Consider the following 26,037-nt stretch of genomic DNA (forward strand, 5'->3'; position numbering starts at 1 on the left):
GCGTCACTCACGGGTTTCAGCGTTCACAACGGTCCCTCCCGAAACGGGAATGACAGCCTGGCAGATGTGGCGCGCCGGCGCCGTCCTGTTGCGGAAACGAGACAGCATCAGCGAGATGGCCTCGCGCCCGAGGGCGGCACGGTCGACGCGCATGGTGGAAAGCTGCGGATTTGTCATCAGCGCGCAGGGCAGATCATCGAAGCCGACGATGGCGAAATCCTCCGGCACACGCAGACCGGCTTCGGTGACGGCCTCCAGCACGCCGACGGCGATGAAATCATTCATGCAGAAGGCGGCGGTAAAACCGGCATTTTCAGCAAGGATCGCAGCCGTGCGATCATGGGCCTCGCCGCTGGCGCTGCCCTGCAGTGCGAGGTCCACGAAACGGCCTTCGGCACCGGGAACGGCGGCGATCGCCGCCTCGAAGCCGCGGATGCGCTCCCGGATCGTATGGCGGTGCGAGCCGCTCAAATGCAGGATGCGGCAGTGGCCGGCCTTCATCAATCGGCTCGTCGCCTGATAGGCGCCGAAGAAATTAGCCGGCGAAACGCCATCGAATTGCATTCGAGGATCGGTGCCATTGACGAGAACGGCGGGCGTCAAGGTGTCCCGCAGCCAGCCGCGCAGGCTCTCGTTCGGATCGATGCCGACGAGAAAGAGGCCTTCGGCGCCTGCTGCCTGCATATAGTCGCGCACGGCATCCGGCGTCGTGCGATCCTCGCGGACCATGCGGATTTCGAAGGGCATGCCTGCGTCGGCGGCGCCGGCGCGCAACCCGTCGACAATCGCTTCATAAAAGACGCTGAGGCCGCCGGTGACGCCATCGCTGGCGATCAGCGCCAGCCCGCCAGCAACGGCTTCAGTCGCTGATTTGACCGGATAGCCATGCTCAGCGGCCACCTTCAAGATCTGGCGGCGCACGGTTTCGCTGATGCCGGGTTCGTTGGCGAGTACCCGCGACACCGTCGAGACGGAGACCCCGGCCAATGTGGCGATATCGGCCTGGCGCGGCCGTCTGACTTTCTGTTCGTTCCCGATTTTTTCGTCATTCATGGGGCAAAGTTTATGCAAGTTATGCAAATTTGCAAGATAATCATTATTTCTTGCAATAATTATTTTTTTGCGTAGTCTTTGTGACGAATTGCTCGCAAACGCCATTGGAGGATGGCGGCGGGCATATTGGGGCAAGGAGGATATCATGCAGGTCAACCGCCGTTCATTTCTGATGGGATCAGCCGGAGCAGCCGCCGGCCTCGCCTTTGGCGCGGGAAGCGCCATTCCGGCTTTTGCCGAGGACACCTCGCTGCGTGCAATGTGGTGGGGTTCGAACGATCGCGCCAAGCGCACGCTCGATGTCGCCAAGCTCTATCAATCGAAGACACCCGGCGTCACGATCGTCGGCGAATCGCTATCCGGCGACGGCTACTGGACGAAGCTCGCAACACAGATGGCCGGCCGATCGATCGCCGACATCTTCCAGCTCGAGCCGGGAACGATCTCCGATTATTCCAAGCGTGGCGCCTGCCTGCCGCTCGATGAATTCGTCCCCTCGACGCTGAAGGTCCAGTCCTTCGGCGCCGATATGCTGAAACTGACCACCATCGACGGTAAACTCTATGGTGTCGGCCTCGGCCTCAACTCGTTCTCGATGTTTTTCGACACGGTCGAATTCGAAAAGGCCGGCATCCCGCTGCCGACACCCGACCTTACCTGGGATGAGTATGCCAAGCTCGCCGTCGAACTTACAAAATCTTCCGGCAAGAGCGGAGGCCCCTATGCAGCCCGCTACGCCTATGTGTTCGATGCCTGGCTGCGCCAGCGCGGCAAAAGCCTTTTTGCAAAAGAAACCGTCGGGCTCGGCTTCACGGCCGACGATGCCACGCAATGGTTCGACTATTGGGAGAAGCTGCGCAAGGCGGGCGGAACCGTTGCCGCCGACGTCCAGACGCTCGATCAGAACACCATCGACACCAACAGCCTCGGTGTCGGCAAATCGGTGATCGGCATGGCCTATTCCAACCAGATGGTCGGCTATCAGCTGATCATCAAGAACAAGCTCGGCATCACCATGCTGCCGCGGGAAAAAAAGGGCGGGCCGTCGGGCCACTACTACCGTCCTGCGCTGATCTGGAGTCTCGGCGCCACGACAAAGAACGGCGAAGCGGCGGCGAAATTCATCGACTTCTTCGTCAACGATATCGAGGCCGGCAAGAGCCTCGGCGTCGAGCGCGGCGTGCCGATGTCGCCGACAGTGCGTGAAGCCATTCTGCCGCAGCTCAATCCGACGGAGCAGGAAACGGTCAAATACGTCAATCTTCTGAAAGATCAGGTCGGCGAATATCCGCCGCCGGTGCCGATGGGCGCGACCCAGTTCGACCAGCGCGTGCTGCGCCCGATCTGCGACGAACTCGCTTTCGAACGGATTTCTCCGGCCGATGCGGCGACCCGGCTCGTCGAAGAGGGTAAGGCGACGCTCAAAGGATGATCGATCGCCTAAAGCGTGTCGCGCAAGTGTGCAGCGGTTTTCCCAGGCAAAGCGCGAAGCGCTTTTGCCGCAAACGACATGCATAAAACAAAGAGCTAAGCCGCGTCGCGATCGTATCGCGCGCCATGCTTTAACCTGCGAGGAGAGGCCCGCGAACCCCGGCGGACCTCTCCTTGTTTTGTGGGATCAGTTGCTGACGCTATCGACCACGCGCCAGTCCGGCCGGCCGAGATCGTACGGCCAGGCGTGCACATCCCGATCGTTGAAATAGACGACTTCCTGCAAGTTTGGAAAGGCGCTCTGTTTCAGCGTCGCGGTTTCGATCCAGGGCCGGACATAGGCGTCGCCGCCTTGATAGCCGAGCTCCGCCACCCAAATCGGCTTGCCATAGCCGGCGACGAGATCGTAACCCTGCTTCAGCGCTTCGGAGAACGTCCGATGCTTGTCGTATGCAAGCTCGTCGTAGCGTTCCAGGCCGAAGACCGAGAGCCCGACAAGATCGACATAATCGTCACCGGGATAGTAGTCCTGCAAGCCCGGCTCGCCCTTCGGCGACCACATGATCTGAGTGCCAGGCGCCTCCTGGCGGACGATATCCATCATTCGCTTATAGGCGGCGATATAGTCCCGCGGGTTCCACCCGGACCACGAAAACCGCCCCGACTTGTCCTCCATCTCCTGGCCCCAGCGAACGATCACCGGGCTTTTCAGCTGGGATATCATCTGCGCGATCGCCCGCATGTTGACATCGTAATCGCCGCGCAGGACCTTCCGGCGAAGCTCGGCGGAGGTCAGCCGCCAGTCGACGTCCCAGGACCATGGCTCCACGGTGATCAGCAGATTGCGGCCTCTGGCCTGCGCGTAGGCATCGGCGACGCGCAGCGTCTCCAGATCGACGTCTTCCCAGGGCAGGAACAGCGCTTCGGTTGAGACATTCGATTGTGCGCCAAAATCGCCATGCGGATCGTAGGCCCCGAACTTGATGCCGTCGGCATGAAGTTCGGGGCGTTTATCGATGATCGTCTTGACGCTTGCAGCCGGGTTCGGGGCTATGCCCGCATATTGCACCTCGCTTCGGCCGGGCATATCCGCGGCACACAGCAGGAGCAGCGCGATCGCTGCGGTGGAGAGGTTCTTTTTCATCAGCTTCTTCATGGCTCACCCTCCTTTTCGGGCTACTTCCTGGCTCAGCAGGACCTGCTTCAGGTCACGCGCCTTGTCGCTGACCGAATCCATGGGAACGAGCTTGCGAAACTCGTCATCCCCGCGCACCGACGCATGACGGAAGACGTACCAATTGCCGTCCGGCTGGCGCCGCTGATAGATCGTGTTGCCGATCTTGCGGTGGCCGAAACAAGTGCTGGCGCGGGCCGCACCCTCGGCGTTCGTCCAGGTGGCGCGCATGCAGAGCTGGCCGAGGTCGTCGACCACCCACTTGCCTTCGGCAAAGGATTGCTTGCCCTTATCGTTCACCCAGGCGACGAAACGCCGGCCGTCATCCAGGAAACGGCCGCCGCCGGTGTTCCAGACCCAGGTCTTGTCGCCATAGATGCGGTAGAGCTCATAGGCGCTGAGCGGCGTCGGCGTCGGCGCCATCTTGCCAGCTGCCTCGGCGCACTGGGCCGCCGCTGGCAGACACAAGCTGAGAGCAAGGGCCGCTCCATAAAGTTTCGATCCGATACGCATTACTTCCTCCTGTTCGACACTTACCGGTTCCGCCGGCTCAGACACCCTGTTGGTCCCGTCCCATGTTGCCGAACCCATTCCATTTGAGACGGAATTTCGTGATCTTGGTCTTGCCGCCGCCGAGGCCGGCGCCGGCCACGGCAAATTGCGTTTCGGTGAAGCTGACGAATGGCTGGCCATGGGAAAGGGCTTCGAGGCTGCGGAGGCCATGGCCGCCCAGTTGCATTCCGCCGGTAACCCAGATGGCAAGCCCCATGGCGGTCGCGAGCCGCAGCCCATGCGATTGCGGCAGCAGCGGCAGGCCGTTCTCGATTGCATGGCGAACGACGATCAGCACCGTCAGCAACAGATAGATCGACAGGTTCATCGCGGCGAAGATGTAAAAGCCCTGTGCGGCAGCGGCCTCGCTGGCAAAAGCCATGGCGACGGCGCACAGCCCGGCGAGCGCGATATAAGGCGCGACGACGCGCAGCGGCAGAGAATGCTGCTGCTGCTGTCCCTTCGGCGTGATGCGGAAATCGACGAAGGAGCCGGAGATGCGATCGCGCATGGCGGCCAGGCTGCCGGCGAGCGACCACGGCCAGCGCAGGAAGATGAAGGCGAGCCCCTCCCAGCCGAACAGCTTCGCATCATACGGCCTGAAAGTGCCCGTCGCCCGCCAGAACACGGAGAATAGCGTCAGCACGACCGATATCGGCGTGAAATGCACCAGAAAATCAGGATAGGTGACGTTGACGAAGACATGGCCCGTCAGCAAGGCGGCAACCGGCAGCAGGAACATAACGGCCATGAAGACGGAAAAGAGCGGATACCACAGCTGCGAGAACACGAACTGAAATTTCAGCCGCCACGGCAGATGCGCGATGTAACCGCCGGAATGCTGCAGCAAAATGGTGACGAGGCTGCGCGACCACTGGAATTCCTGGACGACGAGATCGGCAAAATTCGCCGGTCCGTCGCCATGGGCGATCGCATCGACGGCATGCACGCCACGCCAGCCGCCGGCATTCATCATCAGTGTCGTCGAGTGGTCTTCGGCGAGTTCCGGGCCGAGGCCGCCGATTTCACGAAGCGCTGAGGTGCGAACGGCATAATGCGAGCCGATGCAAAGCGGCGCCCAGCCATTGTTGTAACCCGTCTGCAGCGAACCGTGCAGGCTGGCTTCAGCATAGAGCCTGCCGCGCGCGGCCCAGCTCGTCGCGGCGTTGGCATCGCAGATGCTGGGCGCGGAGACATAGCCGATGCCGGGGTCGGCGAAGGGACGGAGGACCTCACGGAGATAGGTCGGAGTCGGCACATGATCGGCATCGAACTGGGCGACGAAATCGTAACGCGCATAGCCGAAATGGTCGTAGAAATAGGCGAGATTGCCTTCCTTGCAGCGCGTCCGGCGCGGCCAGGTGGCGCGATGATATTCCGCCACGCCCTTTCGGGTGGAGATCAGCACGCCGTGTTCCGCGCACCAGCGCCGGGTTTCCTGTGAAGGATCTTCGTCGGCCAGCCACACATCGAAATCTACGCCGATCTGGTCGAGCATGGCCCGCAGTGTTGCGCGGACCACGGCAAAGGGCTCGGACGGCGCCTTGGTGACCACCATCGCCACCCGCCCTTCCGGCAGCCGCGCGTGGGGGCTGACCGTTCTCGCATCGAGGAAGATCAGGATGAAATAGGCCGGCACAAGCGTGATCCAGCCCAGCACGAGGGTAATGAGCACGAAGGCCGTCCAGGAAATGATGTGAGCCGACTGGCACCACCAGATCCAGAAATAGCCGAGTGCCGCCAGCCAGCAGAGGATGCCGAAACCGTAAACGACGCGGTTCCAGCCGGCGAAGACGGCATCGAATGCATCCGCGGAGGCGGCTTTCGCCGTCCTGGTGCGATGGCCGATTTCCGAACCGATGCTCATGCCTTCACCTCCAGCCCGAACGTGGGACCGGCGGTGCGGATGATCGTATCGATATCCGAGAGAGAGGGCGCGAAGCCGAGTTCCGCCTTGGCTTTTGCCGTGTCGGCAAAGAGGATCGGCGGATCGCCGGCCCGGCGGGGACGATACCGGACGGGAACTTCACGGCCGGTCGCGCGATAGATGGCTTCGAGGATCTGGCGCACCGAGGTGCCGCGGCCGGAGCCGAGATTGACGCTGAGCGAATCGCCATCGGCCATCAGGTGATTGACGGCGGCAAGATGCGCCTGGGCGAGATCGCTGACATGAATATAGTCACGCACGCAGGTTCCGTCTTCGGTGGGATAATCGGTGCCGAAGACATCGAGGCGCTCCAGCCTGCCGGCGGCAGCGAGAAGGGCGCGGGGGATAAGATGGGTTTCCGGATGGTGGCGCTCAGCAAGCTCGCCGTCCGGATCGGCACCGGCCGCATTGAAATAGCGCAGCGCGGCGAAGCGGATGCCATAGGCGGCGGCAAAATCTTCGAGCGCCATCTCGAAGATCAGCTTGGTGCGGCCGTATGGATTGACCGGGTGCTGTGGAGTTTCCTCCAGTATCGGCAACGAGGCCGGGACACCGTAGGTGGCGCAGCTGCTCGAAAAGACGATCCGGTCGATATCCTGGTCGAGGCAGGCCTCAAGCAGCGTCAGGCTGCCGACGACGTTGTTGCGGTAATATTTCCTGGGCATTTCGACGGATTCGCCGACATAGGCGTTGGCGCCGCAATGGATGACGCAATCGGGCGAAAACTCTGCAAGGGTCCGGCGCAGCGTGGCGGCATCGGCGAGGTCCGCCCGGATGAGCGGTCCCCAGCGGACACTGTCGGCATGCCCCGTCGAGAGATTGTCGTAGGTGACGGGGACCATACCGGCACGCGACAGCGTTTTGCAGATATGACTGCCTATGAAACCGGCGCCGCCGGTAACCAAAATGTAGCGGGGCATCTCATACGACCTCCGCCTTCTCGGCGCCGGCAAGCAAGCCGTCGAAATAATCGACGGTGCGCGCCAGGCCGGTTTCAAGCCCGATGCAGGGTTGCCAGCCCAGATCGGCCATGGCCCGGGAAATATCCGGCCGCCGCTGGCGCGGGTCATCGGTGACCGCCGGCAGATGAACGATCTGTGAGCGCGAATTGGTGAGGTCGCGAACGATCTCCGCCAGGCGCCGAACCGTGATCTCGGCCGGATTGCCGAGGTTGATCGGGCCGTGGCAGGCGTTGCCGGCGGCCGAGAAACGCAGGAAGCCCTCGACGAGATCGTCGACATAGCAGAAAGAGCGGGTCTGCTCACCGTCGCCATAGATCGTCAGATCTGCATTGCGCAAAGCCTGTACGATGAAATTGGAGACGACGCGGCCGTCATCCAGGCGCATGCGCGGCCCATAGGTGTTGAAGATGCGGCCGACCTTGATGTCGACGCCGTAGGTCCTGTGATAATCGAAAAACAGGGTCTCGGCGCTGCGTTTACCTTCGTCGTAACAGGCCCGCGGTCCGATCGGGTTGACGTTGCCGCAATAGGATTCCTGCTGCGGGCTCTGGTTCGGGTCGCCATAGACTTCCGACGTCGACGACTGAACGACGACCGCACCGGTCTTGCGGGCGCAATCCAGGGTGTTGACGGCGCCAAGCACGTTGGTGAGCAATGTGCCGACAGGATCCCGCTGATAGTCGGGCGGAGAGGCGGGCGAGGCGAAGTTAAAGATGAGGGACGCTTCGATATCGAAGGGTTGGCGAACATCGTGCTCGACGAGCTGAAAACGGGCGTTCGATGCGAGGTGATCGACGTTCACGCGGCGCCCGGTGGAAAAATTATCGAGGCAGATGACTCGGTGGCCGCGCTGTAGAAGCCTTTCGCAGAGATGCGAGCCGAGGAAACCGGCGCCGCCATTCACAAGAGCGGTGCCCAAATCCTTGCGCACCGGCATGTCTGTCACTTCGGAATAGCCTTCGCTGGGAACGAAACTACGCATTACAACTCCTTCCCATGTTTTAGTCTTTTGTTTTAGTTAAGCACTTCATGCCGTCCTTATCCTGTTGGATATTCATTGTACCGACTCTGTACCGACTATCTCAACATGAATAACTTTTGAGTTATTCTTAGAACAACTGAATTACTATTAAAATGATAAGACGATTGCGGATAAGGTCAACTTCAAAAATTCCAAGTATTCGAAATAATTACGCAACTATTCTTTGATGTAACAAATGATTAATCATTTTCTGTCTATTTTACCCTCAGAGCGAGTGTCCAGACCGCGCTCAAGCTTCACTCAATGCAGCTCACCTAGAAGTAACGGGAAGATCGGCCGGGCTGAACCGCACGACCGGCCTTGCATCCGGAAGCGCCATATGCGAGGGGTTTTGGCCATGTTGAAAAAACAAGCTGCAGCGCAGCCGAAAGGCTGGCGTCTATTTCATCTTGCGATGTTTGCCGGGGGAACGACGCTTCTTGCGATCGGGACAGCGGCCTGTACCGTCGTTAACGACGACATAGCCGCCGTCGCGAAAAAGAACGTCGTCGTGGTCGAGGCCCCGCGCGCTGCAAAAACCTATGCCTATCCGGCAAATCGGCCCGAACGCCCGGCTACGCCAACGGTTCGCGTCGCCTATCACGGCTCAGCGCCTTATATCTGCTCTCCCAGCGGCTTCGGACAGAAGTCGCGCTGCTTCGCACGTCCGTCGATCTGACGCAACAATCAGTGCGACGGCCTTGTTTGCGCGTCTGAATGGACGCGTGGCGCGCGAGAGTATTTGCGCCTTTCTTCGGTTCACCAAGATGCTCAGCCTTTTTGTTTTCACGCCATTCCCGGCAATAGCGCGCTTTGCCTGGCAAAATCGCTAGCCAATTTGCCGGACTTGCTCTGGATCAGTTGCGCCACCGGCCGGCCATGTCGTCCTCGCCGGCGGGATGCTCGTTGAAGAAACGGGATGCAGCTTCCGTGCGGTTTCGGACGTTCATCTTCTTGTAGATGTTGCGGACGTGAACCTTCACGGTGTTTTCGGAAAGATGCAGTTTGTCGGCGATGATCTTGTTTTGCGTGCCCTTGCATATGAGGTCCAGGATCTGAACCTCGCGCGTGGTCAACGAGGAGATGCTGTCGCGTCTCAGCTTCAGCGCATTGGTGCGCGCCGCATCGACCGATTTTGTCTGATAGAGCGAAGGCTCCAGCGGGGTGTTCTTGTTGGTGAGGCGATTGAGAAGGGCTGACGGAAAATGTTCGCCACCCTTCATCAGCAGATCAACCGCGGCCATAAAGACATCGAGCCGCAGGTTGAGCGGCAGGACGCCATCGATGATCCTTGCCTCCACCAGGCGGCTGACATAGGGTTCGAGCATGTCGATCGCTTCGACGACGAGTCCGACGGAAGTTTCCGGGTGATTTTCGCGAGCAGCCTGCAGCGCTTCATGAAGCTCGGGCGCAGGTATGTGATAGAATAAAACAAGCTTTATATCGTTGGCATCTTTGTCCAGCATCGGCTTTGTGCTCGTTATGCTTGACACCTCACAGTTCGGAAATTTCTTCGCCAGCGCTTCTACCATGCATTCAGAAAACAGGTCCGCCTTGGCGACCACTAGTATAGTATTTCTCGATGACTCCAACTTCCGTCCCTGGTCAGAATTCTCCGTCTCTGAGCCTGTCATGAACATATACGCCTCCCCTAGCGTTACACTTTACTCAAACGTGGAGCGATGGCGGGTATTCAATAGTATGAAATGCCGGCCCCGGATGTCACCGCCTTATTTTTTAGACATTTCTTAATTATGTTAATACGGATTGAGAAGGAAGGAAATGGCCCAAAGTGATTAGTTTTAGCGGGCGAAAAACAACAATATACTAAGCTTTGGTTGTATTTTTACTATGATGCGTACTTCGAGGTTAAATTTGCTCCCAATATAGATCAGAGCTCGATGTAATAGTTCAGTACAGATTGTTATATTTTCGTCCTCAAGCGGATATGGGCCGAACAACCGTCGAATGGCGCCACTCAACCCCGCGGCGAGCGCTGCAAGTCTTACTCTCGTCGCTCGGCAATACCCCACCTGAGACGTCCCATTGCTCCACCGACAGGGGCTAGACGGAGGTGGTCAATCTGCCTTAGCCCGAATTGATATCTATCGGCTCCGCATTTTTTCCAGCAATCTGTGATCGTCGCCAAAGTGGCGGCATGGACGATCCAGGTATCGGCGTGTGTTTTTGGTACGTGGCATCCATTTAGGGCAAATCAACGACAATAAAGCCTGAACACTCCTCATCCTCGTCAGGATGCGGAGCTGGATATGTGCGGCCTTGTACTGAGTACGTACGGTCCCAATACCAACGGTTTGACGAACAAATCGCGATGAAGCTGCAGATGACTGGTATCGAATACATCTGCCGATGTTAACCGCATCGGAGCGAGCGCGAGCAAGATCCCATTTGAGATGAGAGGGATTTCGAAAAGCTGCTCCGGTTTTTTTCTGGAGAGATTTTGATGTCTGACGCCTATAAACACGACCCGAAACCATCGGGCGACGTAACCGAAATCACGAAGGTCGGGGCGCTGGCCGACGGCTTTGCCAACAGCGCTATTAATTCAACTGAAGTCGACGACGGCTCGACAGGTTATGTCGGTGGCGTCGCCAATGGCGACAATCGTGACAATACCGACAACAGCGTCGACGTCGACGTCAAAGCCGAACTCTCCGCCAACAATGGCGACAACCGCGATAACGAATACGACTGGAGCTACAAGTCCGACGACGACACCAGCACCAAGACCATGACGATCACCGACACCAAAACCGACTACGACTGGAGCTATGATAGCAAGTCGTACAGCGACAACGACACCAAGACGATTACGGACACCGATATCAAGACCATTACCGATACCGACACCAAGACGGTTTCCGATAGCAACAACACCGCTGACAGCTTCAACAAGACGGACACCGACTTCGCCGTCATCGAGGACGTCAAAGATTTCGACAACCTCGGCGTTGCCGGCCACGACCTCACCTTCAACCTCGGCGACGACTTCTCCTTCACGCTCGACGTCGACAGCATTCTGAATGACTCGCTGTCCGGCGCGGGCAACGACAGCGGCTTCAGCGCCGTTCAGGCAAACCATCTGGCCGACCAGGACAGCGCCTGGAACATCAAGATGGAGAACGAAGGCGCCCAGAACCACTTGAACGCCAATGCAGGCACCGCCGATAGCGCGGAAGGCATGGAAATGGACGGCCGGGGCTGGGATCTCAAGGCCGGCGACGACGCCACCGGCTCGAGCGCGGCCGATGCTTCGGCGATCCTTGCCAATTCAGGCTTCCACCTCGAGCTCGTTCAGGGCGCGAACCTGCTCAGCAACACGGTCGACTCCAGCGTCATCGGCGGCAATTCTCATGTCTCCGACGTCGGCGAGGATACCGGCACCTGATACTAACCTCCAGCGACCAAGACGAACTGCACCGGCCGGCGCCGGTGCAGTTCGACTGTTTGAAAACGGTTTGACGACCATGGCTCCCGGCGGGGCCGCTTTAAAAGGCCGATCGTCATTTCGAATGGGAGGGCCGAACCATGCATATCGAGAAGATTTCGGAAATCATTGCGCACTTCATCGGTCTCTTCGAGATGACCACCGAAGAGATGAGGGCGCGCACCAAATTTGCCGAAGGCACAGGAGCCGGCGACGATGGACCGGTTCTGCCGGATCAGGACGCGTTTACCGCGGCCTTCACTTCCAATCTGCAGCTCAAGGACTACGATCCCGAGATCATCTACAAAGGCGGCAGTTACGAGATCGAATTTGGTCCTTCGCGTCATTTGGGCCGCGTCTTCGAAGAGAGCATCGAGAAGCTGGCGGCGATTGCCGCAAGGGACATCCCGTTACCGCATTTCGGCTCGCCCACGGATATCGTGCTGTCGAATGAGCCGGAATTGAATGTCTTTGCCGGGCCTGGTTCGGCGATCAGTCATGTCCTCCAGGTCAACGTGCTTTACGACGACGACTATCTCGACATGACGGACGGCAATCATGCTGCCCGGGACACGAGTTTCGTCACCGAGCGGCTGGCGGAGTTCGGCACCAAGGCCGAAGTCTTCACGCCTTTTTCGGATCTCCACCGAACCGACAGCTATGACGGCGCCCTGAAGATCGCCCAGGATCTGGAAAGCTACATCCATAATGCCCGCGATACCAAGGATGCCGCAAATGTCCAAGACGAGGATAGCGAGAGCTGCGGTGCAACGCCGCCAAGCACCGACGCCACGCACGATTTCATCCGCCTCGATCCCGAGGTCAACGGTCCGGTTTACGTCAACGGCAAGATCGAGGCCGAGATCCCTGTCCTCGATGATTTCCTGCCCTACCGCGGTCTCGCCAAGCTCCCGGAAGAACCCGACGATAGCAATTCATCCGTTGAGCAGACCGACCCAAGCGGCAACAGCCTTGAGGTGACCGCCGGGGCGAACTTCGTCATCAACGTCGCCTCGGTGATCAATACCGCCGTCATCACCTCGGTCACCGCGGTGATGGGCGACTACCATCAGGTTGATGCGGTTTCCCAATCCTTTGTCTATAGCGATAATGACGATATCGCCTCGGCGCTGCGCGCATCCGCGCACTCGGCCGAGGAGGCGGGGACAGTCGCCAAGAATATCGCGGTCTTCCAACAAAGCACCTTCGAAGCATCGAGCCATGCCGAAACCGATGCTGCCGATCCGACGTTCCCGACCAGCTGGCGCGTCAGTGTCATCGACGGCGATGTCTCCTTCGTACAATGGGTCGAGCAGTATCACTTCGTCAGCGACAACGACACGATGACGGTCACCACCTCGGGATCCGAAACCACGGTTCTGACAGGCGGCAACACCTCCATCAACCTCTCCTCCTTTTTCGGGATGGGCATGCAATATGATCTGGTGATCATCGGCGGCAATGTGCTCGACATCAACAGCATCACGCAGATCTCGCTGCTCTACGACAATGACTGGGTGCGGGCGGAAGACGGCGCCGATCCCGGCGCCGACATCGAGACCGGCGACAATCTGATCTGGAATTTCGCCTCTATTCACAATGTCGGCGCAGGCAGCCCCTTCGAGGCAATGCCGGATTATATGATCGAGACCCAGAAAGCCATCGAAGATCGCGATCCCAACATGCCGGAAGGGCTGTCCTTCGATGTGAATTTCCAAGGCTATGCCGGCCTCAACGTGCTCTACATTACCGGTAATCTCTACGACATGACTGTTATAAAGCAGGTCAGCATCCTCGGCGATTCCGATGATGTGACCCAGGCGGCATCGACGCTTCTGAAGAACAATCCCGATGCAACGGTCACGATCGACACCGGCAGCAATGCGGTCGTCAATATCGCCGAGATCATCGATTATGACAGTTTCGGCCAGACGACCTATCTGGCAGGCCAGCTCTACTCGGACGCTATCCTCATTCAGGGCGGGCTTGTAGAGCATGACACGACCCAGCCGCACCAGGCAGACGACAGGCTCGCCAACGAAGTCATCGCCTTTCTCAACGACGATGATCCTGCGGCCGGCGATTCTGCCGATGGCGTAATCAATGCAGGGCATGACCTTTCTTGGTCGTCGGCGCATCCCGCCGACGTCATGCAAGCCGTGGTCGCGTGACCCTGAGGATTGTGAGAGAATCACGATGAACCAGATTTCGAAACAAGTCTTTGCAGCGGGCAGCGCCCTCGATTTGAGGTCAGGCAATATTCCCTCCGCTGCGCCCTCGGAAGCGGTGAGGAACGATCTGTGCATCTCTGCGATCGACGAAGCCGTCGAGAACCTTCGTCGGCTCACCGGTGCCGCCGCTTCGTCTGCGTCTTCCGATCGCAGCAAGGCGCCGGCCGATGTTCCAGCAAGCGACGCTGCCCATATGGCGCGCGCAGCCACGGTGCAGGCACCCCTCCCGCAAAAGACGGTGACGTTGGAATCCTCATTAAAAGCCTGGAATGCAGAACCGGCGGCTCCCGCTGCAGTGATGAGGGGCCCGGCACCAACAAAACCAGTGGAAGAAAAACCGGTTGAAGCAACACTGGCGGAGGCATCCGACCCATCGCCGATCGAGGCGCGGGCGACGCCTGAACTGCCGAAAGAGAAAACCGAGCTCAAATCGAGCCCGACGATGCCTTTCGCTAAGACCATCGAAGGCGACAGCGGTCCGGTCAGCGAGACCGACAGGCGTCTCCGCACCGGCGGAGGCGGAAATGGCAAGCATTCCGATCCCGGGGGCGGCGAAGGCGGGGGCGGGGGAAGTGGCGGCGGTTTTCACAAGCGCAGCGAGCCTGTGAATTTCGCCGCCAGCCTCGCGCGCGGCATGGGGGCCGTACGGCGCAACATGGTGGTCGTCATGATGTTCACGATCGCCATCAACATGCTTCTGCTGGCGATCCCGCTCTATCTCTTCCAGATATCCGACCGGGTGCTGACCAGCCGCTCGATCGACACGCTCGTCATGCTCTCGATCGCCGTGCTCGGCGCCGTGCTGCTTCAGGCCTTCATGGATACGGTTAGGCGCTTCATCCTGATGCGAACCGCGGTGGAACTCGAAGTGCAGCTCGGCGCGCCGATCCTCAGCGCTGCGGCGCGGGCCTCGCTGCATGGCAGCGGCAAAGACTATCAGACGCTCCAGGACCTGCAGCTGCTGCGCGGTTTCCTCACATCCGGCACGCTGATTGCGTTTCTCGACGCGCCGCTAATGCCGTTCTTCGTCGTCGTCGTTTATTTCGTGCATCCGCATCTCGGCATCATCATCATGACCTGCTGCGCGGTGCTATTCTTCATCGCCTATCTGAACCAGAAATTCACCGCCCGGCAATTTGCCGAATCCAACAGCTATCTCAGCCGGGCGAATTTCCACCTGGATTCCATGTCGCGCAATTCGCAGATCATCAACGCAATGGCGATGATCCCCGAGGCAGTGAAGATGTGGGGCCGGGAAACGGCGGGCTCGCTGAAATCGCAGGTCGAGGCGCAGGACCGCAACATCATCTTCTCCGGCATATCGAAGGCCTGCCGCATGATCACCCAGATCACTCTGCTCGGCTGGGGCGCGCATCTGTCGCTCTCCGGTGAGCTGACCGGCGGCATGGTGATTGCCTCTTCGATCATCTCGGGACGCGCACTGGCGCCGATCGAAGGCGCCATCGAAGGCTGGCACCAGTTCAACCGGTCGGCGGCCGCCTATTCCAGGATCAAGAGCCTGCTTTTGAACTCGCCGTTGAACTTCCCGCGCCTGCGCCTTCCCAATCCGGAAGGCCGGCTCGATGTCGAACGCATTCTGTTCGTGCCGCCGCCGCAGAAGAAGGTCATTCTCAACGGCATCTCCTTCTCCCTCAGGAAGGGCGAATCGCTGGCGGTCATCGGCAATTCCGGGTCCGGCAAGACGACGCTCGGCAAGATGCTCGTCGGCTCGATCGTGCCCACGTCGGGAAATGTGCGCCTTGACCTGATGGATCTGCGAAACTGGGATCAGCGCCAGTTCGGCGAAAGCATCGGCTATCTGCCGCAGGACGTGCAGCTCTTTCCCGGCACGATCAAGGCGAATATCTGCCGCATGCGCGACGACATCGAAGATCACCAGATCTACGAGGCCGCGGTGCTGGCCGACGTCCACGAGCTCATCGCGGGTTTCCCGCAGGGTTACGAGACCATCGTGGCGGCCGACGGCGCTCCGCTTTCGGGCGGCCAGAAGCAGCGCATCGCGCTTGCTCGCGCCTTCTTCGGCAATCCCAAATTCGTCGTCCTCGACGAGCCGAATTCGAACCTCGATACACAGGGTGAGGCAGCCCTTGCCAAGGCGCTGATCCATGCCAAGAAGCAGGGCATCACCACCGTGACGATCACCCAGCGCCCGGCCCTGCTCCAGTGCGTCGACAAGATCCTGGTGCTGAAGGACGGCACTGTCGCCATGTTCGGGGAGCGGATCGAGGTGCTGCAGGCGCTATCGAAGAACAACAGCAATAACGGTCAACAAGCACCGCGCATCGAAGGGTGAAGGCTATGGCACGGAAACAACAGGAGACCGCCGGTCCGGTGCAGCTCGAATGGTATAGCGACGTGCCGCGCTCGATCCGGATGCACAGCATCGTCGGCCTGACGGTTCTCTTCACCTCGTTCGGAGGGTTCGGCTTTTGGGCCGCAACGGCGCCGCTCGCCTCGGCTGTCATCGCCCAGGGAAGTTTCGTTGCGACGGGCAACAACAAGATCGTCCAGCATCTGGAAGGCGGCATCATCAAGGAGATGCGCGTCAGCGAGGGTGATACCGTGAGGGAAGGCGATATTTTGCTGACCCTCGATCCAACCGCCTCTCGCTCGAATGAGCGGATGCTGCAGCTTCGGCGCCTGCGCCTGGAAGCCGTCGTCACAAGGCTGCGCGCCGAAGCGCAGGGTCTGCGCGAATTCCACCTTCCCGCTATTGTGACGAAAGAGGCGGGCGATCCGGACATCAACGCGATCATCCAGAGCCAGAACATCGTCTTTCACAGCAAGCAGATCAAGCTCGAAGAGCAGCTCAATCTGATCGAAAAAAACATCCAATCGCTGGAATATCGCTTCGCCGGTTATACCGGCCAAAAGGAATCCTTCGAAAGGCAGCTATCGCTGCTGACCGAGGAACGCGAACTCCAAGGCCCGGCTGGTCAAGGTCGGCTATATGCGCAAGACGGATCTCTTGGCGATCGAGCGGGCGATCGCCGATGCCATGGGCGACATTGCGCGCCTGAACGGCGAGATCAACGAGAGCGAGGCAGAAATCGCCAAATTCCGCCAGGAAGCCGTCATCGCCGTCAACTCCAACAAGCAGGCGGCGCTCGATGCGCTTGAGACCGCCGAATCCGATCTCGACAGCGTGCGCGAACAGATGCGCGAGGCTGCAGGCGTGCTCGAGCGCACCACCATCCGTTCACCGGTGTCGGGAACCGTCGTACGCTCCTATTTTCATACCGCCGGCGGCGTCATCACCACGGGCAAGCCGATCATGGAGATCCTGCCGGCGCATGTGCCGCTGATCCTGGAAGCGCAGGTGCTGCGAACCTCCATCGATCAGCTGCGCGAGGGAGAAATGGCATCGGTCAGGCTGACGGCGCTCAACCGGCGGACGACGCCGGTTCTAGAGGGCAAGGTCTTTTATGTCTCGGCCGATTCGATCGAGGAGAATGCGGGCCTCTCGGTCAAGGACGTCTATATCGTTCGCGTCGCAATACCCGACTCCGAGATTGCGCGGGTGCATAATTTCCATCCGGTTCCAGGCATGCCGGCCGAAGTGCTGATCCAGACGTCGGAACGCACCTTCTTCGAATATATCAGCAAACCAATTACCGACAGCATGTCCCGGGCTTTCAAGGAACGCTGAGCGATCCAGCAAACGACGGGGGTCCGCGAGGATCAGGGATTTGTCCGTGTTCTGATATGATGTCGGTAATGTATCATCCCTTCGGGATGGATCGTCCCCTCCGGGGAAGAAAGGGCGAGCATGGCGGCGATGTCGGATGTCCTGCTACGGGTCGGGCGCCTGAACTATGTCTGGACGAATACCGAAAGCCTGCTGATCTACATCATTGCCCATCTCCTCCGGGTCGAAAAAGATGCGGCAATCGTCGTGTTCCTGACCCTCAACACGACACGTGCACGGATGGATCTCATCGAACGGCTTGCAAAGCTCGCTTCGACCCCGCCTTCCGACCGGAAAGCGATCCTTTCGGCCATGGCGCGGCTGAAGAAGGAATCCAAGACCCGCAACAAATACAATCATTGTATTTATTCCTTCGACGACAAGGGAGACATCTCAAGCACACAATTGATGCGGCTGGTCGAGGACGACAAGGAGATCCGCTACGGCAAGATCGAGCAGATGGATGCGCGCGAGATCGACCATTTGGAGAAGTCGATAGCCGAGATCGTCGCCATCAGCCGGACGCTCTGGGCCTTTATCCATGCGAGCCCGCGGATCTCCGGCGAGCTCTGATCTAGTCCTTATGTATGGTGAGTGGCCGAACTTTGGACACCTTGGCGACCTATATTGAGGCATCGTGTTCCATACAAATTGCTTAACTCTATGTAATTGAATTATTTAATAAAATATATCCGGATTCTGGGTTATTTGCCGGCTCAAAACTAATCATAATTAAGCCCTGAAAATCATCCGGACGGCTTATTTGAAGATCGGTTTTTCCCCTTAGAATGAAAGCTCCCGAGTAACGTATGGAGTATTGGGGGGCGGCCATGCGCATAGATATCATCGACACCATTGCCGGGTTCGAGGCGGTGCGCGACAACTGGGACCAGGTCTTCATGGACGATCCCGATGCGCAGCATTTCCTCTCCTGGATCTGGCTGAAGAATTATCTGTCGCGCCGGCGCCGCTGGTTCATACTCGCCCTTCGCGAACGCGATCCGGATGCACCCTACGTTGCTTTTTTTCCCTTGCGCCTCATCACGCATCTCAACGAAAAAACCGGCCTCTTCTACGACGAGATCATAATGGCCGGGAATTTTGCGGCCGATTATACCGGCTTCATCGTCAGGCCGGATTACGAACATCATGCCATTGCCGGCTTTGCCTCGTTTATCAAACATCAGAACTGGACCGACCTGAAGCTCGATTATTTTAGCGGCCCTGCCGGACGGCGCGAGAAGATGATCGAGGCGCTGCGGGGGCCGGAGGTGATGTTTCGCGACAGCTCGCCCAGAAACAATGAAAACATCGACAATACGATCTGCCCGATCGTTCCCCTGCCGGCAAGCTTTGACGATTATCTCGAACAGCGCATGAGCAGTCAGACGCGCCAGAAGCTCCGGCGATTCCTGCGCAAGGTCGAAGGCGGCGATATCTTCCGCATCACGACGGCGACCCCCGAGACCATCCATCGCGACCTGGACATCCTCTTCGATCTCTGGCGGACCAAGTGGAGCACCCGCAAAGGCGCGGAGCGGACCGAGCGGCTGATCATCACCACCCGCGAAATGCTGATGGACTGCTTCGACAACGGCAATCTCGAGGTGCCGGTCTTCTGGCATGGCGACCAGCCGCTTGGCGCGCTGGCGAATATCGTCGACTGGCGGAAGAAGGCGATCCTCTTCTATGTCACCGGCCGCGACGAAAACTGGAAGACGCCGTCTCCCGGTCTCATCCTGCATGGCCACTGCATCCGGCGGGCGATCGAGCAGGGCTTCAAGACCTATGACTTCCTGCGCGGGAACGAGCCCTATAAATATATGTTCGGGGTCGAGGAACGACGGATCAGCTGCACGCTCTTCCGCACCCGCAATGGCCAGAATCTGCATGGAGCGCTCAACCCGCGCAGTATTCGTTTCGTCTATGAACAGGCGCTCGACATGTACCGCGACGGCGCCCGCGGGAAAGCGGAGATTGCCTTCAACCAGGTCCTGCAATCGGCTCCAGGCCATACCGGCGCGGGATTTGGCCTCGCCAATCTGCTGTTCGACCGGGGCAGGCTGACGGAGGCTCTGGCCGCCTATAAGGCGCTCGCCGAGCAAGCGCCCGATCCGACGCCGATCCAGATGCGGCTTGGCGATACGCAGCTTGCTTTGCATCAATACGACCAGGCCGCCGAGACGTTCCGCCTGGTCGGCGATGTCGGGCCGCATCTGATCCAGGCGCATTACAAGCGTGGCATTGCTCTTGCAGCCGGCAAACGGCTGGCCGAAGCGGAGGCCGTTTTCGCCGCGATCCGGGACGTGCATTCGGACGATCCGGCCGCACTCGACTATGTTGCCAAGGCAAATGCCGCCCTCGAACGGATCCAGGCGAGGGCCGAACCCACGCCTCATAAGACCGATGTCGTGTCCGAGACCATCGCCCGCTGGAACCGAGGCTGGCAGCTCAGCGAGCGACGCCAGCCACGTCTGCACTGACGAGATACCTGCCGGGACAATGCCTTCTGGCGGTTCCTGGACGCGCAGCCGCCATGGTCTTTGATTTCGAGCTGTGATCGTTGTTAAAAGAGGCGCAAGCCTAATTTGCAACGCCTCAGTGGAACCTCATGCAGACCAATGCAGATGGCGCCGAAAGGGAACGGCTTCTGGCCATTCTCGATTTCTGGCACAAGATCGAGTTCTTTATTCCCTACGATCTCTCCAGCCGTATCGTCGCAGGTGAAGGGCGAAGTGTCTTCTGGCTGCATGCAAGGACGCTCGACGATGACAGTGCCGCGCTCAGCCGTCCAGCAATCCCCGAGGAGAAGCAGATCACGGGTTTTACCCTGTTTCTCGGCGTTTTCGGCAAATCCGAAATTACCGCTGTCCGCAGGCACTTCGATATGACTGCGGCCGATATCGCCGAATATGAGGATGCCGAACGCGGCGATCTCGACGGCGATACCTGCTTTGCCAGCCTGCAGCTGACACCCCTGGGGCAGCCGATTTTCGAAACATTTTCCGTGTCCACGCTTCCGTGGGCTTTGGGGCGCGTGCGAAAATCCGGCCTCTCCTCGCTCAGCCACGAGGCATTTGCCGACGGCAAGCGGCAACTGACGGAATTGCTTCAGAATTTTCGGACGCAGCGACAGCTGAGATCCTCATCCTTCGACGACGATGCCGATCAGCCGCTCGATGCCGGCGAAATCCTGACGCTGCATGAATTGCTCTGCGATTGGGCGAGCTTCGCCACGCATCAGGAGAAGCCCATTGCCGCGGTTGAAATACGCTACAAAGACAGGGCGGAAAGGCCCGAAATCCTCTCGCTGCCACCGCGACCGGAGAGCCATGCGCCCGATGCCGACGATGAGGATGATGAGAGCGCAAGCGCCGAGGAAGAGATCGGTATCCTGAACAGCTTCTTCATCGAGGATATCGAGCGGGCGATAATGTGCGTCAAACACGGTGATATTCCCGAGCCGCTCAGGCGATATCTCACCCCCTCGCCCCGGAGAAGCGGATCGATCTCTATTCGGAGGATGGGCGCAAGGCGATCATTCGGGCCTTGCATCCCGGAAAACTCAACAGTGGACGCTGGCTCAGCGAATCTCATCACGCGATGAGCCTCATGCAGCAGTTCGCGATCAACTCCGCCATTGGCGACCTTTCGGAGACCGGACTTTTCTCGGTCAACGGCCCACCGGGGACGGGAAAGACGACCCTGCTTCGCGACATGTTCGCGGATAATATCGTTCGGCGCGCCCGCGTTCTCTCTTCCTTGAAGGTGGCGCGCGATGCCTTTGACGGATCGCCGCGCCGCGTCACCTTCACAGACCGCAGCACCGCCTCGATATCGGCGCTGATTCCGGGCCTCGCCGGTTTCGAAATGGTGGTCGCCTCTTCCAACAATGCCGCCGTGGAGAATGTTTCGCGCGACCTTCCCAAGCGAAGCTCGATCGCCAGGACGTCTTCCCTCCAATATCTGCAGACGGTCGCGCACAAGATCGCCTGCCAAAAGGACAATGGCGCCGCCGTCAAGCTTTCCGACGGCGACCGCCCATGGGGTTTGATCGCCTGCGCGCTCGGCAACTCCAGGAACCGGCGAGCCTTCAAAGAACGGTTCGCCTTCATGGAGATCCCCGAAAGGCCGAACCCCGGCTGGTCCGGCGCGGCCAAGCCGCAGACGATCTGGCAGTGGCGAGAGAGCTATCAGGGGCCGAGCTTCGCCGAAGCATCGTCGGCCTTTCGTGCCGCCGACGAGCGGGTTCGCGACAAGATCGGTCAATATGCGCGCTATGCCGATCTCCACGACGATATCGCGCGGGTCTCACAGGATGCATTCTGCCGCGACGCGCTTGAACGGGTCGCGGCCGCCGCCGCCGACCTTCGGCGCGCGCAGAAGCGCTGCGACCTGACCGCGGCGGAAATGCTCCAGATCAAGGAAGAGTTGTCACATCTGAAGGAGGAGGAACAGCTGCTCGACCGCAGCGCGCCTGCCTGGTGGGAGCGAGTGATGCCGAGCAGTCCCGCCCGCCAGCACCGGCAGAATGTCGGCGCCAATGCACGCCGGCAGCTGGAATTGCGCAAGGCGCTGGCGGACTGTGAACAGTATCTTGCGAAAATCCATGAACCTCAGCGGCAACAGTCTTTGCGAGAACATGAGCGGGCCGAACAGGCACTGCGGTCACGACAGAAAATCTGGGAGAGGAAAGAGAGGAATTCGACCGTCTGGGGGAAGTTTTCGGTCATCCCACTTTGCCCGGGCGTCTCACAGACCTCGAAACCGAGCGGTTGCAGATCGATGGTCTCTGGCATCAGCACGAGCTGGCAGGCCTGCGCTCGGCATTGCTGGAAGCGGCGTTGACGCTGCACGAAGCCTGGCTGGCGGAGGTTGGCAGAAAAGGCGGGGGTTTTGGCGGAAACATCGTTGCCATCAGCAAACTGCTGTCCAACAACAGTCCCGTCGATGACGAGCACATAGCATTGATCTGGCAGAGCCTTTTCATGATCGTTCCCATCGTCTCGACGACATTCGCCTCCTTCGCCCGACAATTTCGCGGGCTGGGCGCCGGTTCGATCGGCTGGGTCTTCATCGACGAAGCCGGTCAGGCGGTGCCGCAAGCGGCGGTCGGGGCCTTGTTGCGAGGGCGCCGCGTCATGGCGATCGGCGATCCGCAGCAGATCGAACCGGTCTTTATCCTTCCCAGCGCGCTGATCACTGCCGCTTCTGCTCTCTCTGCCCACACGGCGGCAGGACAATATTCGCCGAACCGGGCGTCGGTGCAGATGCTCGCCGATGCCGCCAACCGCTATGGAACGACCGTCCCCGGCGAGGAAGCGGACGGGCTTTGGATCGGCTCCCCACTGAGGGTGCATCGGCGCTGCTTCGATCCGATGTTCGGCTTGGCCAACCGGATCGCCTATCAGGACAAGATGGTATTCGGGCTGGAGAATCGCCGGCCGGCCGGCGACGCGCCGCCATTTTATGGTGACAGCGCCTGGATCGACGTCAGGGGCAGGGTAGCGGGCAAACAGACGGTTGCCGAACAGACGGACTTCATCGTCGATGTCCTCACTGCAACCTATCGCCGCGATGGCGCATTGCCGGACCTCTACATCATCTCGCCCTTCAAGGAGATCAAAAGCAATCTGAGGCAGGCTCTGACCCATGCAGGATGGGTCGATCCGCTCGGAAATATGCGGTCCCCTCCTTTGAGGTTGTCTCGATGGCTGCGGGAGCGGATAGGCACGGTCCATACCTTCCAGGGCAAGGAGGAGGACATCGTTTTTATGGTGCTCGGCGCCGATGCCGATCACAGCGGAGCCGCAGCTTGGGCCGCATCGAAGCCGAACCTCCTGAACGTGGCGCTGACACGCGCCAAACGCCGCTTCTATATCGTCGGCGACCGCACTCTCTGGCAAACCTTGCCGTACTTCAGGGAGACCGCGAATGCTTTGGAGACTGTGCAAGCAGCGGAATTCCTGGCCCGGAATGAGCTGAACTGACGGATCCCGCTGTTGCGCGCTGAATCCCACGACCGTTCCCAGCAACGCCAAAACCCGCCGAGAGGCGGGTTTTGGGTGTTGTGCTAAGGGAATTTGGTTGCGGGGGCAGGATTTGAACCTGCGGCCTTCAGGTTATGAGCCTGACGAGCTACCGGGCTGCTCCACCCCGCGCCATGGCAAGTCTGATTGACTTGCTTGATTATAACACGAAAGGCCGCTTTGTGAGCGGCCCTTTGATCGGCTTTGGGCCGTTAGTTTTGTGTGAGAAGATTTTATTTCAAGAAGTTGCGTTTTGCAGACCTGGCAGCGACCTACTCTCCCGCGTCTTAAGACGAAGTACCATGGGCGCAGGGGCGTTTCACGGCCGTGTTCGGAAAGGGAACGGGTGCAGCCACCCCGCCATAACCACCAGGTCGGCAAAGCGCAACTTTATGTTTGAGAAGCTGGTACACGAGTGACTAGTGATTAGTGACTAGTCGGTAGTGTTTTGTTTTGAACACGTCTTTGAGGCTTGTGAGGAAAGAGGCGGAGCAGTTTTCACTACTTGCTACTGCCTATTCACTACTCACTATCGAACTTCGTTCGATGAGCACAGTCAATGAGAACGATCAAGCCGATCGAGCTATTAGTACCGGTAAGCTTCATGCGTTGCCGCACTTCCACACCCGGCCTATCAACGTGGTCGTCTTCCACGGCTCTGATAGGGAATACTCGTTTTCAGGTGGGTTTCCCGCTTAGATGCCTTCAGCGGTTATCCCGTCCATATATAGCTACCCTGCTATGCCCTTGGCAGGACAACAGGTCCACCAGAGATATGTCCATCCCGGTCCTCTCGTACTAGGGACAGATCCTGTCAATATTCCTACACCCACGGCAGATAGGGACCGAACTGTCTCACGACGTTCTGAACCCAGCTCACGTACCGCTTTAATTGGCGAACAGCCAAACCCTTGGGACCTGCTCCAGCCCCAGGATGCGATGAGCCGACATCGAGGTGCCAAACAACCCCGTCGATATGGACTCTTGGGGGTCATCAGCCTGTTATCCCCGGCGTACCTTTTATCCGTTGAGCGATGGCCCTTCCACGCGGGACCACCGGATCACTATGACCGACTTTCGTCTCTGCTCGACTTGTCAGTCTCGCAGTCAGGCGGGCTTATGCCATTGCACTCGACGACCGATTTCCGACCGGTCTGAGCCCACCATCGCGCGCCTCCGTTACTCTTTCGGAGGCGACCGCCCCAGTCAAACTACCCACCATACACTGTCCCGGACCCGGATGACGGGCCGCGGTTAGACATCCATGACGATAAGGGTGGTATTTCAAGGATGGCTCCACGGAAACTGGCGTCCCCGCTTCAAAGCCTACCACCTATCCTACACATGCCGACACGAATGCCAGTGTAAAGCTATAGTAAAGGTGCACGGGGTCTTTCCGTCTGACCGCAGGAACCCCGCATCTTCACGGGGAATTCAATTTCACTGAGTCTATGTTGGAGACAGCGGGGAAGTCGTTACGCCATTCGTGCAGGTCGGAACTTACCCGACAAGGAATTTCGCTACCTTAGGACCGTTATAGTTACGGCCGCCGTTTACTGGGGCTTCGAATTCAAAGCTTGCACCTCTCCTCTTAACCTTCCAGCACCGGGCAGGCGTCAGACCCTATACGTCGTCTTGCGACTTCGCAGAGCCCTGTGTTTTTGATAAACAGTCGCTACCCCCTGGTCTGTGCCACCCCATCATACTTGCGTAAAATGGGGTCACGCTTCTTCCGAAGTTACGCGTGCAATTTGCCGAGTTCCTTCAACATAGTTCTCTCAAGCGCCTTGGTATACTCTACCTGACCACCTGTGTCGGTTTCGGGTACGGTCTATACGGTGGAGCTATTTCCTGGAACCGCTCCGCTGCCCATCCAATCCAATAAGAATGAACAACTTGTGCAATCCGTCACTACCACCAGGCCCACGAATATTAACGTGGTTCCCATCGACTACGCATTTCTGCCTCGCCTTAGGGGCCGGCTAACCCTGCTCAGATTAACTTTAAGCAGGAACCCTTGGTCTTTCGGCGAGAGGGTCTCTCACCCTCTTTATCGTTACTCATGTCAACATTCGCACTTCCGATACCTCCAGGAGCCCTCACGGGTCTCCCTTCATCAGCTTACGGAACGCTCCGCTACCACGTGTATTGCTACACATCCTCAGCTTCGGTGCATGGCTTCAGCCCCGTTACATTTTCGGCGCAAAGACCCTTATTTAGACCAGTGAGCTGTTACGCTTTCTTTAAATGATGGCTGCTTCTAAGCCAACATCCTGGTTGTTTTGGGATCCTCACATCCTTTCCCACTTAGCCATGACTTGGGGACCTTAGCTGGAGGTTAGGGTTGTTGCCCTTTTCACGACGGACGTTAGCACCCGCCGTGTGTCTGCCGAGTAGTACTCCCCGGTATTCGGAGTTTGGTTAGGATCAGTAAGACGGTGAGTCCCCATAGCCCATCCAGTGCTCTACCCCCGGGGTATTCGCTCGACGCTCTACCTAA

At 59.0% G+C, this 26,037-nt stretch carries 14 protein-coding genes, 1 tRNA gene, 2 rRNA genes and 2 pseudogenes (1 of these 19 running past the window's edge); 9 read left to right on the forward strand and 10 right to left on the reverse strand.

What is annotated here, in order from left to right:
• Positions 1 to 3: 3 nt before the first annotated feature.
• Positions 4 to 1,053, reverse strand: a complete 1,050-nt coding sequence (locus tag MF410_RS19045; protein ID WP_131710707.1) for a LacI family DNA-binding transcriptional regulator — start codon at positions 1,051 to 1,053, stop codon at positions 4 to 6.
• Between the two features lie 145 nt (positions 1,054 to 1,198).
• On the opposite strand from MF410_RS19045, the gene MF410_RS19050 reads away from it, so the two are divergent.
• Positions 1,199 to 2,485, forward strand: a complete 1,287-nt coding sequence (locus tag MF410_RS19050) for an ABC transporter substrate-binding protein (protein ID WP_097628462.1) — start codon at positions 1,199 to 1,201, stop codon at positions 2,483 to 2,485.
• A 186-nt stretch (positions 2,486 to 2,671) separates the two neighbouring features.
• On the opposite strand, the gene MF410_RS19055 is transcribed toward MF410_RS19050, so the two are convergent.
• From MF410_RS19055 to MF410_RS19075, 5 genes are read right to left on the reverse strand one after another with little or no spacing between them, the layout of a single operon-like run.
• The gene (locus MF410_RS19055) at positions 2,672 to 3,640 is read right to left on the reverse strand and encodes a glycosyl hydrolase (RefSeq protein WP_097628463.1); all 969 of its coding nucleotides are present in this window, start codon (positions 3,638 to 3,640) and stop codon (positions 2,672 to 2,674) included.
• Positions 3,641 to 3,643: 3 nt separating this feature from the next.
• Positions 3,644 to 4,171, reverse strand: a complete 528-nt coding sequence (locus tag MF410_RS19060) for a DUF995 domain-containing protein (RefSeq protein ID WP_097628464.1) — start codon at positions 4,169 to 4,171, stop codon at positions 3,644 to 3,646.
• 37 nt (positions 4,172 to 4,208) lie between these two features.
• Positions 4,209 to 6,077: a glycosyltransferase family 2 protein gene (locus MF410_RS19065; RefSeq protein ID WP_097628465.1), complete on the reverse strand. Its 1,869-nt coding sequence runs from the start codon at positions 6,075 to 6,077 to the stop codon at positions 4,209 to 4,211.
• Entirely contained in the window at positions 6,074 to 7,057 is a 984-nt protein-coding gene (gene galE / locus MF410_RS19070) for a UDP-glucose 4-epimerase GalE (RefSeq protein ID WP_097628466.1), read from the reverse strand. Before galE ends, MF410_RS19065 begins: the two co-directional genes overlap by 4 nt.
• A gap of 1 nt (position 7,058) precedes the next feature.
• Entirely contained in the window at positions 7,059 to 8,081 is a 1,023-nt protein-coding gene (locus MF410_RS19075) for a UDP-glucuronic acid decarboxylase family protein (protein WP_097628467.1), read from the reverse strand.
• A 397-nt stretch (positions 8,082 to 8,478) separates the two neighbouring features.
• Here MF410_RS19075 and MF410_RS19080 point away from each other — a divergent pair, with 397 nt between their 5' ends.
• Complete coding sequence (locus MF410_RS19080) at positions 8,479 to 8,799, forward strand: hypothetical protein (protein ID WP_097628468.1); 321 nt, start codon at positions 8,479 to 8,481, stop codon at positions 8,797 to 8,799.
• A gap of 178 nt (positions 8,800 to 8,977) precedes the next feature.
• Here MF410_RS19080 and MF410_RS19085 read toward each other — a convergent pair whose 3' ends face one another.
• Positions 8,978 to 9,760, reverse strand: coding sequence for a response regulator transcription factor (locus MF410_RS19085; protein ID WP_239619957.1), 783 nt, complete (start codon positions 9,758 to 9,760; stop codon positions 8,978 to 8,980).
• 824 nt (positions 9,761 to 10,584) lie between these two features.
• Between MF410_RS19085 and MF410_RS19090 the strand changes: the two genes are divergently transcribed.
• From MF410_RS19090 to MF410_RS19120, 7 genes and pseudogenes are all read left to right on the forward strand, one after another.
• A complete protein-coding gene (locus tag MF410_RS19090; protein WP_239619960.1) occupies positions 10,585 to 11,529 on the forward strand; it encodes an MSCRAMM family adhesin SdrC in 945 nt (314 codons plus the stop codon).
• 140 nt (positions 11,530 to 11,669) lie between these two features.
• Positions 11,670 to 13,739, forward strand: a complete 2,070-nt coding sequence (locus MF410_RS19095; RefSeq protein WP_097628470.1) for a hypothetical protein — start codon at positions 11,670 to 11,672, stop codon at positions 13,737 to 13,739.
• 25 nt (positions 13,740 to 13,764) lie between these two features.
• On the forward strand, positions 13,765 to 16,113 hold the full coding sequence (locus tag MF410_RS19100) for a type I secretion system permease/ATPase (protein ID WP_097628471.1): 2,349 nt from the start codon (positions 13,765 to 13,767) through the stop codon (positions 16,111 to 16,113).
• Between the two features lie 5 nt (positions 16,114 to 16,118).
• Positions 16,119 to 17,469 (forward strand): annotated as a pseudogene (locus MF410_RS19105) (HlyD family type I secretion periplasmic adaptor subunit).
• A 120-nt stretch (positions 17,470 to 17,589) separates the two neighbouring features.
• The gene (locus MF410_RS19110; RefSeq protein WP_097628473.1) at positions 17,590 to 18,081 is read left to right on the forward strand and encodes a hypothetical protein; all 492 of its coding nucleotides are present in this window, start codon (positions 17,590 to 17,592) and stop codon (positions 18,079 to 18,081) included.
• A gap of 257 nt (positions 18,082 to 18,338) precedes the next feature.
• Positions 18,339 to 19,991: a GNAT family N-acetyltransferase gene (locus MF410_RS19115; RefSeq protein WP_131711865.1), complete on the forward strand. Its 1,653-nt coding sequence runs from the start codon at positions 18,339 to 18,341 to the stop codon at positions 19,989 to 19,991.
• A gap of 128 nt (positions 19,992 to 20,119) precedes the next feature.
• Positions 20,120 to 23,498 (forward strand): annotated as a pseudogene (locus MF410_RS19120) (DEAD/DEAH box helicase).
• A gap of 94 nt (positions 23,499 to 23,592) precedes the next feature.
• Here MF410_RS19120 and MF410_RS19125 read toward each other — a convergent pair.
• From MF410_RS19125 to MF410_RS19135, 3 genes are all read right to left on the reverse strand, one after another.
• A tRNA-Met gene (locus MF410_RS19125) sits at positions 23,593 to 23,669 on the reverse strand.
• A 127-nt stretch (positions 23,670 to 23,796) separates the two neighbouring features.
• A 5S ribosomal RNA gene (gene rrf / locus MF410_RS19130) occupies positions 23,797 to 23,911 on the reverse strand.
• A gap of 191 nt (positions 23,912 to 24,102) precedes the next feature.
• A 23S ribosomal RNA gene (locus MF410_RS19135) occupies positions 24,103 to 26,037 on the reverse strand; it runs 866 nt beyond the window's last position.

The sequence above is a fragment of the Rhizobium sp. C104 genome, from assembly GCF_022354505.1.
Lineage (GTDB): Bacteria > Pseudomonadota > Alphaproteobacteria > Rhizobiales > Rhizobiaceae > Rhizobium > Rhizobium redzepovicii.

Coding starts and splice junctions, on each gene's coding strand:
- MF410_RS19050 (WP_097628462.1), top strand. CDS start 1,199: ATGCAGGTCAACCGCCGTTCATTTCTGATGGGATCAGCCGGAGCAGCC.
- MF410_RS19110 (WP_097628473.1), top strand. CDS start 17,590: ATGGCGGCGATGTCGGATGTCCTGCTACGGGTCGGGCGCCTGAACTAT.
- MF410_RS19080 (WP_097628468.1), top strand. CDS start 8,479: ATGTTGAAAAAACAAGCTGCAGCGCAGCCGAAAGGCTGGCGTCTATTT.
- MF410_RS19085 (WP_239619957.1), bottom strand. CDS start 9,760: ATGTTCATGACAGGCTCAGAGACGGAGAATTCTGACCAGGGACGGAAG.
- galE (WP_097628466.1), bottom strand. CDS start 7,057: ATGCCCCGCTACATTTTGGTTACCGGCGGCGCCGGTTTCATAGGCAGT.
- MF410_RS19055 (WP_097628463.1), bottom strand. CDS start 3,640: ATGAAGAAGCTGATGAAAAAGAACCTCTCCACCGCAGCGATCGCGCTG.
- MF410_RS19060 (WP_097628464.1), bottom strand. CDS start 4,171: ATGCGTATCGGATCGAAACTTTATGGAGCGGCCCTTGCTCTCAGCTTG.
- MF410_RS19095 (WP_097628470.1), top strand. CDS start 11,670: ATGCATATCGAGAAGATTTCGGAAATCATTGCGCACTTCATCGGTCTC.
- MF410_RS19090 (WP_239619960.1), top strand. CDS start 10,585: ATGTCTGACGCCTATAAACACGACCCGAAACCATCGGGCGACGTAACC.
- MF410_RS19075 (WP_097628467.1), bottom strand. CDS start 8,081: ATGCGTAGTTTCGTTCCCAGCGAAGGCTATTCCGAAGTGACAGACATG.
- MF410_RS19100 (WP_097628471.1), top strand. CDS start 13,765: ATGAACCAGATTTCGAAACAAGTCTTTGCAGCGGGCAGCGCCCTCGAT.
- MF410_RS19115 (WP_131711865.1), top strand. CDS start 18,339: ATGCGCATAGATATCATCGACACCATTGCCGGGTTCGAGGCGGTGCGC.
- MF410_RS19065 (WP_097628465.1), bottom strand. CDS start 6,077: ATGAGCATCGGTTCGGAAATCGGCCATCGCACCAGGACGGCGAAAGCC.
- MF410_RS19045 (WP_131710707.1), bottom strand. CDS start 1,053: ATGAATGACGAAAAAATCGGGAACGAACAGAAAGTCAGACGGCCGCGC.